The organism is Plectonema cf. radiosum LEGE 06105, from assembly GCF_015207665.1.
Classification (GTDB): Bacteria; Cyanobacteriota; Cyanobacteriia; order Cyanobacteriales; family Nostocaceae; genus Rivularia; species Rivularia radiosa_A.
Map to the genome: position 1 here is coordinate 1 of NZ_JADEWL010000153.1, position 14,922 is coordinate 14,922.

The 14,922-nt window shown below is 35.8% G+C and carries 13 protein-coding genes; 7 read left to right on the forward strand and 6 right to left on the reverse strand.

Going from position 1 to position 14,922, the window contains the following annotated elements; genetic code table 11:
* Positions 1–239 precede the first annotated feature (239 nt).
* From IQ247_RS27230 to IQ247_RS27240, 3 genes are all read right to left on the reverse strand, one after another.
* On the reverse strand, positions 240–479 hold the full coding sequence (locus IQ247_RS27230) for a hypothetical protein (protein ID WP_193924756.1): 240 nt from the start codon (positions 477–479) through the stop codon (positions 240–242).
* Positions 461–1,198: a cobalt-precorrin-6A reductase gene (locus IQ247_RS27235; protein WP_322745585.1), complete on the reverse strand. Its 738-nt coding sequence runs from the start codon at positions 1,196–1,198 to the stop codon at positions 461–463. Before IQ247_RS27235 ends, IQ247_RS27230 begins: the two co-directional genes overlap by 19 nt.
* A gap of 175 nt (positions 1,199–1,373) precedes the next feature.
* Positions 1,374–1,826 carry an Hsp20/alpha crystallin family protein gene (locus IQ247_RS27240; protein ID WP_193924758.1) on the reverse strand — a complete coding sequence of 151 codons (453 nt, stop codon included), beginning with the start codon at positions 1,824–1,826 and terminating at the stop codon, positions 1,374–1,376.
* Between the two features lie 222 nt (positions 1,827–2,048).
* On the opposite strand from IQ247_RS27240, the gene IQ247_RS27245 reads away from it, so the two are divergent.
* The 5 genes from IQ247_RS27245 (at position 2,049) to IQ247_RS27265 (ending at position 8,122) form a co-directional block, all read left to right on the forward strand.
* On the forward strand, positions 2,049–4,745 hold the full coding sequence (locus tag IQ247_RS27245; RefSeq protein ID WP_193924765.1) for a CBS domain-containing protein: 2,697 nt from the start codon (positions 2,049–2,051) through the stop codon (positions 4,743–4,745).
* A 220-nt stretch (positions 4,746–4,965) separates the two neighbouring features.
* On the forward strand, positions 4,966–5,340 hold the full coding sequence (locus IQ247_RS27250) for a hypothetical protein (RefSeq protein ID WP_193924766.1): 375 nt from the start codon (positions 4,966–4,968) through the stop codon (positions 5,338–5,340).
* Positions 5,341–5,682: 342 nt separating this feature from the next.
* Positions 5,683–6,282 (forward strand): superoxide dismutase, encoded by a 600-nt coding sequence (locus tag IQ247_RS27255; protein ID WP_193924767.1) that lies wholly within the window; start codon positions 5,683–5,685, stop codon positions 6,280–6,282.
* A gap of 140 nt (positions 6,283–6,422) precedes the next feature.
* On the forward strand, positions 6,423–6,620 hold the full coding sequence (locus IQ247_RS27260) for a hypothetical protein (RefSeq protein ID WP_228060084.1): 198 nt from the start codon (positions 6,423–6,425) through the stop codon (positions 6,618–6,620).
* 533 nt (positions 6,621–7,153) lie between these two features.
* Positions 7,154–8,122, forward strand: a complete 969-nt coding sequence (locus IQ247_RS27265) for an orange carotenoid protein N-terminal domain-containing protein (RefSeq protein WP_193924769.1) — start codon at positions 7,154–7,156, stop codon at positions 8,120–8,122.
* 342 nt (positions 8,123–8,464) lie between these two features.
* Here the strand turns inward: IQ247_RS27265 and IQ247_RS27270 are convergent, their stop codons facing one another.
* Positions 8,465–9,679, reverse strand: coding sequence for a TetR family transcriptional regulator (locus tag IQ247_RS27270; protein WP_193924771.1), 1,215 nt, complete (start codon positions 9,677–9,679; stop codon positions 8,465–8,467).
* 404 nt (positions 9,680–10,083) lie between these two features.
* On the opposite strand from IQ247_RS27270, the gene IQ247_RS27275 reads away from it, so the two are divergent.
* Positions 10,084–10,923 carry an acyl-CoA desaturase gene (locus tag IQ247_RS27275; protein ID WP_193924773.1) on the forward strand — a complete coding sequence of 280 codons (840 nt, stop codon included), beginning with the start codon at positions 10,084–10,086 and terminating at the stop codon, positions 10,921–10,923.
* A gap of 467 nt (positions 10,924–11,390) precedes the next feature.
* Positions 11,391–12,215 (forward strand): PD-(D/E)XK nuclease family protein, encoded by an 825-nt coding sequence (locus IQ247_RS27280; protein ID WP_193924774.1) that lies wholly within the window; start codon positions 11,391–11,393, stop codon positions 12,213–12,215.
* Positions 12,216–12,317: 102 nt separating this feature from the next.
* Here IQ247_RS27280 and IQ247_RS27285 read toward each other — a convergent pair whose 3' ends face one another.
* Entirely contained in the window at positions 12,318–12,602 is a 285-nt protein-coding gene (locus IQ247_RS27285; RefSeq protein ID WP_322745586.1) for a hypothetical protein, read from the reverse strand.
* A 448-nt stretch (positions 12,603–13,050) separates the two neighbouring features.
* On the reverse strand, positions 13,051–14,337 hold the full coding sequence (locus tag IQ247_RS27290; protein WP_193924777.1) for a Sll1247 family protein: 1,287 nt from the start codon (positions 14,335–14,337) through the stop codon (positions 13,051–13,053).
* Positions 14,338–14,922: the final 585 nt, after the last annotated feature.

Consider the following 14,922-nt stretch of genomic DNA (forward strand, 5'->3'; position numbering starts at 1 on the left):
AAAAGAAACCCGACTTCTGTAGACACAATTACCAATTTTTCTAAATAACATTTTCCATAACATCTTGGGTAGTCTGATTAAAAAAAACCGCAGAGACGCAGAGAGCGCAGAGGAAAGAGGTAAAAAGAGATGAACCGCACTCTACGGGTGAAAGGTAATCGCCAGGAGCGGTTCGGAGGAGTAATCATTAAACCCACCTTCGTTGGGTTTTGTTTGTCTAGACGCGGTTTCAACCGCCATTACACTGCCATTACACGAACTAACATCAAATCCCGATAAGCTGACAACGCAGCTTGTTTAGTTTCCTCCGCTACGATGGGGAAAGTTGACAGAATATATCCGAATTCACCTTCTGTTAATCCGTAAAGATGAGCGATAATTCCATATCTTGCCACATACTCGTCAAATTTTTTGGGCAGATAATCAACGTTTCTAAAAAGCATTCCTGAAAATCTAAAATCTAAAATTCCTTGATCCACTTTAAAGCTGCTTCCACATCTTCTACCCGTTTCCCTTCTTGAAGCATCGGACGTTTTACCATCACCACCTTTACACCTAACTCTCGTGCAGCAATAATTTTCCCATAAGTTGCATCACCACCACTGTTTTTACTCACAACAGTATCAATATTATATTCATGTAATAATTGCTTTTCTGATTCCTGATCAAATGGTCCCCGGTCAAGCAAAAGTAACCCTTTTGGTAATATAATATCCGGTGAAGGTTTTTCAATCATTCGCATCAAAAACCAGATATTTTCAACTTGTGTAAAAGCAGTTAATTCTTGTCTACCAATTGTTAAAAATACTCGCTTTGCTAAACTTGGTAAAATTGCGGCTGCTGTTTGTATATTTTCAACTTCTATCCATTTATCGCCCATGGTAGCTTCCCATCCACGACGAACTAACATCAATCGCGGTAATCCTAATGTTCCTGCTGCGATGGCTGCATTTTCGGATATTTTCGCTGCAAAGGGATGTGTAGCATCGATGAGTAAATCAATCTTTTCTGCTTGGAGATATTTAATTAATCCTGTAACACCGCCAAAGCCACCGACGCGGCAATTTTCAGATATAATACTTTGGCTAATACGACCTGCAAGAGACATTTTGACTTGAATATTTGGCAGATTGATAGCTGTTTTCGCTAATTCAGCAGCTTCCTGAGTTCCGCCGAGAATTAATACAATTAAACTCACAATATTGCGATCAAGCAGTCGGGTTTTTATAAGTTTTATCTTATCTTGTCTTACAGATATTTATCCTCAAAACCCGACTTCTGTACTTTACAAATAAAAAAAGCCGAGTTGCTTTCACACAACGCCGGCTAATTTGTTATTCAACTACCCAAACCACTTTGTTACCACGTTTACATTATGCATCGGTTGGCTCAAGGTTAACTTTTACTACTTTATTTTTCTCTTCTTGAGCTTTGGGTAAATGTAAATTCAAAATACCGTCTTTATAATCAGCTTTGACATCAGTATTTTGAATGCGTGCAGGTAAAGGAATTATCCGCTCAAACTTACCGTAACGGAATTCAGTTCTCTTAGTACCGTTTTCCTCGGTTGTACTTTCTTGCTTGCGTTCTCCTTTGATAGAAACAGCATTTTCAGTAACATGAATATCCAAGTCTTTTGTATTCATACCTGGAAGTTCTATTTTCAAGTTCACAGCCTCATTTGTTTCCCATAACTCAGCCGCAGGAACTTTGGAAAAACGAGTAAAATCGGAATTATCTGGAGCCAGCATATCGTCAAATAAACGATTGAAGCTTCTTTGTAAAGCGTTCATTTCTTGCCAAGGATTGTAACGTGATAAAGTCATAATTCTTAACCTCTGTTGTGTGTATTAGTTGTTCGCTTTGATTCCTATATTAATCAAGATAAAAGGTAGTGTAAATTCGGTTTTTATCACCAACAAAATCAAGAAAACCGACCAATTGCAGCGATAATATATTATGTTCGGTTAACTGGAAAAATCTTAGTACGGTAAACCAGAAATAAGTTTTAAAATAAATAAAGCCCTTCAAATTTTACCAACATCTGTATGAACTTAATTCTATGCCATACAACAGCAGATTTTGATACGCTGGGGGCTGCGGTGGGGTTGACGCGGTTGCTTGAGGGTAGCAAAATTGTTTTACCTGGTGGTTGTCATCCTACGGTTAAAGATTTTTTAGCGCTGCATCGGGATGAATATCCGTTCATAGAGAGACGTGCCGTAATTACTGCGGATATTCGTTGTTTGGCTGTGGTTGATACTCAACAGCGGGAACGTTTGGGAAAGGCTGCTCAATGGTTTGATTTACCAGATATTGATAAGGTGATTGTTTATGACCATCATTTAGAGCAAACCCTGACTATCCCTGCTACTGAGTCTCATATTTATCCTGTGGGTGCGGTTACTACTTTAGTAGTGCAGCAGTTGCAAAAAAAGGAAATTTCTCTGACTCCTACGGAAGCTACCGTGATGGCTTTGGGTATTCATGTTGACACTGGCTCTCTCACTTATGATCTGACGACACCGGAAGATGCTCTGGCTTTGGCTTGGTTGATGCAGCAGGGTGCTAGTTTGTCGGTGGTGAGTGATTATATTGAACCGGGTTTATCTCCTCACTTACAGCAGTTATTGAAGGTTGCTTTGGAGGATATCAAAACTGAGGAAATACGTGGTTATCAAGTTGGTTGGATAATTCTCAAAACTGAAGATTTTGTGGCTGGTTTATCCCGTTTAGCCTCAGAGTTGGTTGATTTGACGGAAATTGACGCTTTACTATTGGCTCATGAATTTGAGAAAAAAGGTAGCAATGGTTTATCGATAATTGGGCGATCGCAAATTCCCCAAACTAATCTTAGTCAGATTTTCGCACCTTTGGGTGGTGGTGGTCATACTAAAGCTGCTTCTGTAAGTTTAAAAAATGTAAATTCTGAGGAAGTATTGCATCAAGTTGTTGAAGATTTCAAAAATTCCATTCCCCATCCACCAACAGCAAGGGATTTAATGTCTTCTCCGGTGCGGACTATTTTACCGCATACCACTATTGAGGAAGCCCATCGGATATTGTTACGTTACGGACATTCTGGTTTATCGGTGGTTAATGCTTCGAGAGATTTAGTTGGTATAATTTCGCGACGCGATTTAGATATTGCCTTACATCACGGATTTGCTCATGCGCCGGTGAAAGGCTATATGTCAAAGAATCTGAAAACAATTACACTGGATGCCGAATTACCTGAAATTGAATCATTGATGGTAACTTATGATATCGGTCGTTTACCAGTATTAGAAAACGGCAAATTGTTGGGAATTGTCACCCGTACCGATGTTTTACGGGAGTTACATCAACAAACTGAAGACTCAGAAAACAAGGGAAAGAAAAAAGAAGTAGGAAATGTTCCTGGTTTAAGTGAATTGCGATCCCGACTTGCACCTGCTTTATGGGAATTTCTCACAAAAGTATCTTTAGAAGCAAAACAGCGGGGTTGGCATTTATATTTGGTTGGTGGTGGGGTGCGGGATTTATTATTAGCTAATCCCGATCAACCCTTGCTGATTCCAGATATTGATATGGTGGTTGATGGCTTTCATAATGCGGCTGATGTTGGTGCTGGTGTGGAGTTAGCTTCTGCAATTCAACAAATTTATCCTGGTGCGCGTTTAGAAGTCCATGGAGCTTTTCAAACTGCTGCTTTGTTATGGCACAATGATCCAAAATTAGATTCGTTGTGGGTGGATATCGCTACAGCAAGAACGGAATTTTATCCTTACCCAGCAGCAAATCCGGTGGTTGAAGCAAGTTCAATTCGTCAAGATTTATATCGTCGCGATTTTACTATCAATGCTTTGGCTTTACGGTTAACTCCTCCCCATCCAGGTAAATTATTAGATTTCTTTGGTGGGTTATTAGATTTACAAGCTAAGCAAATCCGAGTTTTACACCCTAACAGCTTTATTGAAGACCCCACAAGGATTTACCGCGCTGTCCGTTTTTCTGTGCGTCTGGGTTTTCACTTAGAAAAACAAACAGAAGAATATATTCGCTACGCTATTCAAAGCGGTGTTTACGACCGTACAGTACAAGAAAATTCTAAAACACCTGCTTTACAAACTCGTTTAAAATCCGAATTAAAATACATTTTACAAGCTTCCTATTGGAAACCAGCTTTACAAATGCTCGGTGAATTAGAAGCGTTACAGTGCATTCATCCAACTTTGAAATTAGATCAAGGGTTATTACGACAGTTACATTTAATGGAACATTGTTTGCGAAAGTTTGATTCTGAGCAGCAAAGATTCACCCATTGGCAGATGCGTTTGGAAGCAATAATTGCCCATTTAGCACCAGAGTATCGCTCAAAGGTAGCAAAAAATCTGCAATTTCCAGATGATAGTATTAAAAGATTAGAAAATTTAGCTGCTGCAAAAAATACTGTTGTAAAAGGATTAAACAACTGTGAAAAGTCTTCCCAAGTGGTTAAATTGCTGCGGAATTACGATTTACCAATGTTGATGTTTATCGCATTGCAAAGCCCCCGCATTGTCAGACGAAAAATTTGGCATTATCTGACAGTTTTATCAAATGTAGAACCAATTTTAAATGGTAACGATTTGACAAAAATGGGGTATAAACCTGGTCCACAATATAAGAAAATACTTGAGAATTTACTGATGGCTACTTTGGATGGGGAAGTTAATGATAAGAGTGGTGCGGAGGAGTTTTTAAAGAGGAATTATTTGAGGTAAATTTTATCTAAGAAGTTTTACTTTATACATAAAATGTTAAATTGAGATCATATATTTTAATAAACGCAAAGGAGCGCGGAAGTTAACGCTGAGGTACGCAAGGCTTTAAATTAATAAGTTTATGTATTGGATTAAATGTTGCTTTACTAACTCGTTGGAAACTCATAATCAATTTTGTAAGTCTTGATATTAAATCAAGAAGTTTCAGAAATTATGTTTTATGTCTTTGAGCAACCTTCAACGTGTTCAATTTATCAGTCTTGGGTTTTCTCTGTTTATATCAATCGCTTGGGGTATTTTTGCTTACCAAGTTTCACCGTTACGAGATCCGAGCTTTCAGCCTAATAGCGCAAATGCTGGTTCATTAGTACCTTGGCTCTCTGCTGTAAGCGAGGATAATTGGTTATTAACAGCTAATATTTTGGCTTTTTCACTATCTACTAATATCACTTTTATATTTACTCAGCAAATACGTTACCGAGGAAGTAATAGGTTAATACGTTTCATCGCTACGACTGGTGTATGGATGATATTGTTTATTATTTTTTGGTATATATTTATGTTTTATTTATTAGCTCAATGGTTAGTTGATTAAATTTGATAACTTACACTAACGACATACTATAAAAAATTGCCTCAGTCCGAAGATACATTTACTTATAAATCTGGGTATATTTCTACTAATTCCCCATCCCCTGGAGGGGGATTTCAGATTTACACAGATTGCGATAATATCTGAGCGAAAGGAAGTTAAGGTAGTTTTACTTTTCACTTTTGTTTTTACTACTTTTGGGGGTTTGGAGAAATTAATTATCTTGTTTTAGATAGCCCTCTTAAGTTTTAGTGGTCAACCATTAGATTTTGGTTTTGACATAAAGTATTTTCTAACCTTAACTTCTCAAGCCTTCCTAGAGAGATATTAAGAGAGAACAATAAAATGGCATACGAATTACCAACTCTTCCTTATGACTACACAGCTTTAGAACCTTCTATTTCTAAAAGTACCTTAGAATTTCATCATGATAAGCATCATGCGGCTTATGTCAGCAAGTACAATGATGCAGTCAAAGGAACAGAACTTGATAAAAAATCACTTGAAGAAGTAATCAAAGAAATAGCAGGAAATCCCGAAAAACAAGGACTTTTTAATAATGCAGCCCAAGCTTGGAATCATACTTTTTATTGGCAATGTATGAAGCCCAATGGTGGTGGAGTTCCTACAGGAGCTTTAGCCAAAAAAATTGATGCTGACTTTGGCAGTTTCGATAAATTTGTAGAAGAATTCAAATCTGCTGGGGCTACTCAATTTGGTAGTGGTTGGGCTTGGTTAGTGTTAGATAATGGCACTTTAAAAGTTACCAAAACTTTGAATGCTGATAATCCTTTAACGAGTGGACAAACTCCTTTATTAACAATGGATGTATGGGAACACGCTTATTATTTGGATTTTCAAAACAAGCGTCCCGCTTATATCGATGAGTTTCTAGGTAAGTTAGTTAATTGGGATTTTGTTGCTCAAAATATGGCAGCAGCGTAATTCTTTATTAAGGTTGGGTGGGTAAAAGCCTGCCCAATTTTTAGCTTTTTTATATTGCTAAATTTGCGAAATCTCAAAACATCAGCGTGAAATCTCTTCCGATATTATTAATGATAGAACCTGATTATCCAAAAATTCTAATGTCATTTACTTACCGTGAATACAAAATTGAGATTGAACGCGATAATATTAATCAACACAATAAACAAGATATTTATTCTGCTTGGGTAAATTACAATGGAGGTTATGCTGTCGCCGTACCTTATGCGCTTACTCCAAGTGAAGCTATTACTAAATCCAAACAGTGGATAGATGAGAGGCTGAATGCGGAAAGTTGATTAATATATTAGAGGTTTAATCCAATTTAATTATTGGAAAATTTAATATACATTAATATACGTTCAATAATTGATAATTCTCAATTAATAATTATCCATCTCCTTTCAGGGAGAGGCATTGTGACTGTGGGAATTAATAATTATCAATTATCCATTGGTAACTACTACCAGATAAGTTTTGTAAGTGCCATTAATGTCATTAAAATTACTTATGCTATATATGTCTTAAAATATATTTACAAAAATTTAAATAAAATGGTAGGCTAAATTACAGATAAAATAAAGTAGGTAAAAAAACTTCGTAACTGATATCCAGTTATGTTGTTGACGACGAAAGGTTAATTAAAAGCTCTGTCCTTAAGCTAAAGATATATTTGCAAGATATACCCGCTTATTGGCTCAATTAACTATGCCGATTGCGATTTTGAGCGTAATATTTGTTTGTTGAAAATGGATTTTGTCGCTCAAAAGTCTATCTATTCTAATAATCTTTAGTAGCTGAATAATAAATAAACTTACTGGAAATTTCAATCATGGCTTTAACTTTAGATTCTGCTCAAAATATTTTTGCTGGAACTCAAGTTCCCAGTCCAATTCCCGCTACCATCGCGCTGTTTGACCAACTTAGTGTAGATGACAAGTTGAGTTATTTGTGGTATGCATATACCGAAATGGGTAAGACAATTACCCCAGCAGCACCTGGAGCAGCAAGATTGCAGTTAGCAGAAAGTTTGCTCAGCCAAATTAAGCAAATGTCTGCTGACGAACAGACTCAAGTAATGCGGGATTTGGCAAACCGTGCTGATACTCCGATTAGCCGTTCTTATGGTTTCTTCAGTGTTAACACCAAACTAGCTTTTTGGTATGAGTTAGGAGAGTTGATGAAACAGGGAGTAGTTGCTCCGATTCCAGCCAATTATCAAATGTCCGAAGGTGTAAAAGCAGTCCTAGAAACTACCAAAAACCTCGATGCAGGTCAGCAAATCACAGTATTGCGTAACACCGTAGTCGATATGGGATTTGACGCTTCTGGCATGGCTCCTAGCAGTTCTAAATCCACCTCTGAGCCTGCATTCCCACGTAATAATGATGCTCCCACAACAGAGATAAAAATTGATGGGATTACTGAGCCTGCGGTAATCAAATATATCGAAGCAATGAACGCGGATAACTTTGATGCTGCTGTAGCATTGTTTGCCGAAGATGGTGCGCTACAGCCACCATTCCACAAACCAATCGTTGGCAAACAGGCGATCGCCAAGTATATGCGTGAAGAAGCCCAAGGGTTGAATATGATGCCTAAAAAAGGTATCTCTGAAGCTGGTCCTTTTGGTTCCAAGCAGTTGAAAATTACTGGTGTAGTGGAAACACCTTGGTTTGGCGCTAATGTAGGAATGAATATTGCGTGGCGATTTTTGGTAAATCCCGAAGGTAAAATTTTCTTTGTCGCGATCGATATGCTTGCATCTCCTAAAGAATTATTAAGCTTAGGTCGCAGTTAGATCCAGAAAGTTTAGAGATATTTTTCAAAATCCCTCTTTTGATCGAGGGATTTTTTTATGGGAGAGTAAATTCCTGACCACGGATTAAAAATGATTTCACGGATTTCACGGATTTAATTACCCATTACCAATTACCCATTACCAATTACCAATTACCAATTACCAATTACCCATTACCCATTACCCATTACCAATTACCAATTACCCATTACCAATTACCAATTACCAATTACCCATTACCCATTACCAATTACCAATTACCAATTACCAATTACCAATTACCAATTACCCATTACCCATTACCAATTACCAATTACCCATTACCAATTACCAATTACCCATTTAAGATTTATTATCCAATTTTAGAGCTTGTTCTAAAGCCGATTTCTCTTTAGCTCTGCGCTCATACAGTTGTAATTTATGCAAATCCCAATTTGTAATTAAACTCATATCTTCTAAGCTCATTCCTTTGATTAACATTTCTACGCACCAAGTATGTTGAGCTTGTTTGATTGTTGGTTGTTCTCCTTCTGGTGTTGATAATCCTTCGGTTAATTTTTGCCAATAGTCTTCTACTTCTGTTTCTGATATTGGCATTCCATTATTATTAAGAAATAGTGCCGAATGTTCGTCTTTACGATTTTTTAAATATTTGGTTAATGGATTGTTAGTATAGGAGCCATAACGTTTGCCCATAATCCATTGATTAACAGGAACTTGGCGAATAGAACCTTTAACTATCTGTAATAAATGTTGATTAGTATCATATATTTGATGAATTCTTTCTAAATTAGTAATTTCTGCGGTTGATAAACCTGCGGCGAATAAAATATATATTAAAGCATAATCTCGCAATCCCGATTTTTTAGCGCGTTGCAAAATTAAATGAACTATATTTGCGGGTAAATCTATGCCTTTTTCTGTTGGAATAAACTCGGATGTAACTAAAATTGTAGAATTAGTAGCTCCCGTCAAAAATAATGTTACCAAATCTTCTAAAAATTCATCTTTGTCATGCCAAAGCTCATGACATTCGCTGGTAAATTCCATCACCGCATACCCCAACAACATAATATTAAGTAAACTTGCTAGTTTTTGAGTTGGTAAGTAAGCGTGTAATTGCTCACGCTGCATTACTGTTGCTAAAAATTCGGCAACATAATGATTCGCTTCTTTCAAACTTCGTCCCAGTGCTTGACGATTTTCTAATGGATAATTTCCTGCTTCTCCGACTACGGAACGTACTAAATTTGGAGCTTGTTCTAAAGCCTGTAAGCGTTCTTCACAATAGTTTTTTAATGCTTGATAAACGCTAGTTGTTTGAGTAGCTTGAGTTTTTAAATACTCTCCCAATTCTTGAAACACCGGAGATTCGGAAATTACTGCTAAAAGTAATCCATGTTTATTCCCAAAATGCCGGAATAAGGTTACTTCATTTACTTGTGCTAATTGCGCTACTGCTTTGGTTGTAGTTTCTGTTATCCCTTGAGCTGCGAATAATTCTGCTGCTGCATTAATCAATCGCTGTCGAGTTGAAATTAGTTGAGAGTCGGACATTATATAGATTATGGGTTAAAGGTTATAGGTCAAAGGTCAAAGGTTAAAGGTTATAGGTAACAAATTTTTAATGAATAAATTGTGTAGAAACATTGTATTACAACGTCTACGGGTATTTTGATTCGCATAAAAATTCACTGAAATGGTTTATTTCCCGTATCAAGAGAAATATAATGTAAGCGACACTTGCATTTTTATTCTATCTTTGTTAGAGTAAGAATGTAAGCGGCACTTGCATAGACTATTTTAATTTTAGTAATTCTAGCTGTATTTATTACCAGCTGTCTTATGGTAAGTCTAAGTGTCGCGGGCAAGGAAAAAAGTTTTGTTTTGGGGTGGAATTGTGGCTCCTTCCCATATATAGAGCAATTTTATTAACAGTACTAACATCAAAGGAAATAATTATGACTACAAGCTCGGCTGTTACTGAGGGTAAGCAACCGCTTACTCTGAGTTGGACTAATGTGGCGTTTTTCGGTGCGTTTCACATTTTAGCTTTATCGGCTCCCTGGTTTTTTTCGTGGCCTGCTTTGGGAGTAATGATATTTTTACACTGGTTATTTGGCAGTATCGGTATTTGTTTGGGTTATCACCGAATTTTGAGCCATCGCAGTTTGGTAGTTCCCAAATGGCTGGAATATATCATTGCCATTATCGGGGCTATGGCTATGCAAGGAGGTCCAATCTTTTGGGTAGCCGGACATCGATTGCACCATGCTTATACTGAGGATGAAGACAAAGATCCATATTCTGCTAAGCGAGGTTTTTGGTGGAGCCATATGTTATGGATTTTTTATCCCCGTCCAGAGTTTTTTGAATATGAAAAGTTCAAGAAATTTGCTCCCGATTTAGTCCGCGATCCATTTTACCGTTGGCTAAATCGCTACTTTTTATTACTGCAAATTCCCGTAGGTATTTTGTTATATGTCTTGGGTGGATGGTCTTTTGTGATTTATGGTGTATTTCTCAGAGCAGTATTACTTTGGCATTCAACCTGGTTAATTAATTCTGCAAGTCATATTAGAGGTTACCGCACTTTCGATTCGGATGATAATTCCCGTAACCTATGGTGGGCAGCTATTTTAACTTATGGTGAAGGTTGGCACAATAATCACCACGCCCATCCAAATGTTGCCAAAGCTGGATTACGTTGGTGGGAAATAGATATGACTTGGTGGGCAATTAAGGTGTTGCAAATTTTAGGATTGGCTAAAAAGGTTGTGATGCCGGTTGCTAGCAAATAATGATTATTGTACGGAGAAAATTTGACGGGAAATGTTCTTTTCGTCATTGAAATCTGGAATAGCTGGTTATCAACCAGATATTTGAGACATAACACTGTTACGTCTCTACATTCTTTTTTGGTTAAATTGATTTTCCCCACTGTCTACACAGTGGGGATTTTTGCTCAAACTTGTCATTACTTTATAAACTAAGAAACTTGTTGTAAGATAGTAAGCTTATCAATAATTTAATTTCAAGAGTTAAAATATAAGTCACTGTGTTTAATTTTTCACTGTAGGCTGTAAATGTATCTAAGCTTACCAGGGTGCAGGAGATTTTAATATGCTCCAGTTTAGAATATACAGGTAAACATACAGTTTATATTCAATATCTAAATACCAAAACTATACGAAAACAGTCATTTTTTACTTGTAGTATTTGTAGCAGAATACTTTCTATCCCGTGTTTTTATTAACGCTGTACAGCAATGTCAAGCCCTGTAAGACTTTTTGCCAGCTATCATCTTTGGTCCTTGATTGCCCCAGCTTCAGGGCAACAACGCTGCCACTGTCAAATGAAACGGGGATTTATTAAAGCGCGGCAAGATGAACCAAAAGTTAAAGCGTTATTAAAAGCAAAAGTTACTCCATCACAACGTATCGGGTTGCTAGCACAAAAGGGTATTTACGAGTTTCATCATAATAGAAATTTACTTAAATGTGATGATGGGGTAGAAAAAGTTGCAGGGCTTTTAAAATTAGGAAATTTAGCTGATGAAATTCAGCAGCGAGTGCGGCAAATTTTGAAAAAATATCAAGATGCGCCTTTACTCTTAAACAAACGTATTGTGTTATTAACTCGTGGCGATGAAGGTTTCCCCAAACCAATTGTAATTGAACACGAAAATTACCGCTTTCGTTTGTATGCAGCAATGGACTGCGTTTTGAACGAATCCGATAACACTTTACATATTATAGATTTTAAGACTGGTAAGTCTCCTTTTGACCGCCGACAGGCATTAGTTTATTTACTTGCAGCACATTATCTTTACCCTAAATATCAAGCAATAGCCTCGTTTTATAATTTAGAAATGGGTAAAAAATCTCATGTTATTACTGTTAGCAATAGTGAATTAAGATTAATTGAATTTCATCTGGGTTATATTGCCGAAAAGCATCAACAAGATTTACAAAAATATCATCAAAATCAGAAAAGTTTTAGCAAAATATTTCCTCCCAATCCCGGTTATCACTGTCGTTTCTGTCCGTTTCACTCTATTTGTGATTTTTCTGCTACTGGAGAAGAATCATAGTTGTTAGGAGAGAATAGGGAATCGATAATCGGTAATATTATAAAAAATAATGTGCTTTTATGAAAATAATTACCCTGATCAAATAAGCTTGATAACCTATATTTAAAAGTTTATTCTTCCTTCATTTAACAACTTATATCCCACCGCAATTGAGCCAAAACTAACAAAGAAGTTCCATAAGCTGGTTGGTTTTAAGAAAACTCCTCCACTTAAAAAAACTAGTACGATACCAATAATAAGTAAAATCCATCCCAAATTGCCAGTTTCTCTGCGAAAGAATACTAGTGTTAAAACACCACTTATAATTGCTAAAACCGAACCAACTGCTGGTAAAGTTTGATAAAAATATCGATAATAACTACTTGTAAATATGATATTTTGACCCACATAATAAATGCCTATTAGTAGTAGAAGTAGCCCGATAACTTTGATTAATAATCTGCTCATTTTGTTAGTTTTTTATTTGTTTCTTATCATACTTTAATCTCAGTAATCGCTACCTCCAAGATTACACGGAAACAATTAATAAAATAAAAATAAATATAAAAATAAATATAAAAAATTAACGAGTTATTTATAATAGGTTAATATTGAGTTGAATACATCAAAAACCTCACCCTATATCCCAATACGGTTCATTTAAAGTCAAAAACCTTGATATATGTAGGTTGGGTTGAGGAACGTTCACCGTAGGTGTGCCGAAGGCACAACCCAACCGAAAGGCGGGTTTGTTGGGTTTCGCAGAGCCTCAACCCAACCTACAATTTTCCTTAACTAAACCGTATTGCCCTATATCGTTTCGAGACAGGGTGAGGTGAAGATTATTTAATTAAAACTATTTAAAATAAGATAGGTCAATATTGCCAAAATGAATGCTTAAAGCGATATTCAATTCTTCCAATGATTCTATCAACCAATCAAGACTGCTCGCATTGGCTGATTCATAATGATTGAACAAAATAGCAAAGCGTTTAGCAAGATAAGGCTTAATTTTACGACAAATCAAAGTAATTTTTAATAATAATCCAATTACGCAAATTGAACCTTGATTTGTAATTAAATCAATAAAAGTAAAGTGCTGCGGAGAAGAAGAAGTTTCTACTATCAAAAAATTAAGTAGTTTTTGACAAGTTCTCACAAGCAAAAAATCGTTAACTTTTTGAAAATCAGCTTGCGGTAATGTGTTTTGTAGTTGACTATATAATCGCTGATGAAATTGACGTTTTCCATATTCCCAATCAATTCCAGATATGAGGTACTCATACAAATCGTCTTTGAAAGCTAGAAAACAAGTAGCTTGACTGCTGTAATGTAAAAAATTATGTGCTAAATCCTTATAAGTATTTTCACCTTCAACTTTACCCAAGAAACTTTTTAAAGCAATATTTACCTGAGTATCACTTAACAATGTAGGATTATTCACCGGATGTATAATCCGATTTGTTCCTGATAAGGAGCTATTATTAACGGCTATTTGAGCAAGTCTTACTTGATAAGTGACATATTGAGATAAATCAATTTCAAATTTTCTTTGACTCTGTGCCTGAATTTGTTTGACTATCCACTGATGTTCAATAGTCGCATCTTCATTAAGCAAGCAATGTTCGTATAAGTAAGGATAGCGTCGAATTAAAGTTATTAAGGGCTGATTCTTATCGTTAGATTCAGAATTAGTAGTTTGATTTATAACTTGAGCAAGACGCTGTAATGTTGAGTATTGTTCACTTTTAATAAAACCTTTTACTAATACTTGCAAACGTCTGATTGATTTATTACGAGAAGTCATCACTCTTCTTCGAGAAGAAGGATTATTAAAAATACTAATTAATTGATATATGGCATAATGCATTTGAGGTTGCATATACCAACGATTAATTAAAATATGACAGCAGCGGTTAAGAAATAAATAAAATTCTCTTTCAGTTGTTTTTGATACTGCAATTTCTTCTAATGCAGAAGAAATTTCTTTGTGAGGATAATTTGTACCTTCGATAAATAAATCCCGAAAGCGTTCAATTGTCTCGTTTGCAGATTCTAATTGCACCAACTCAAACAGATGTTGATATATCTGTTGTTCTGGAGAATGATGTTTGTAGAGATTAGGGTTTCCAGAAAAAGTCACGTTTTATTACCGTTTCCTATAAATTCAGCAATACCAGCAAGCTCTTTTATATTTTTAAATATTTTAAATATTATTTTAAAATATTTTAAAGATCATCTTTGCTGACAGTTTGAGAATGTTCAAGGCATTATATATGTAAACTATAATAATTACCAAGAAATTTTTACTTTTATATAACATCAAAGATTAACAATTGATGGTTTGCTCTTTTAGACTGCACCCGAAAACTCTGATTAAACACTTACGAAAAATAATATTCTCTCTTCGCATTATTTCCCTTAAATACCTAAATAATCGTGAGCGATAATACTGAATTATTTAGATTTTTAAAAATATTTTGATACAATTAAAAAAATCTAAACTATCTTTTTCAAGTTACATAAAAAATTTGATTTGTGTAATGAAGGTGCGGTGAAGGTTGATAAGAAAAATTTAAAGTGTTTGTAAATAGGGAAAGGAGTGAGGAGTGAGGAGTTAGGAGTGAGGAGTTTTGAGTTTTGAGTTTTGAGTTTTGAGTTTTGAGTTTTGAGTTAGTTGACAGTTGACAGTTGACAGTTCTGATTTATTTCTCCCCATCTCCCCATC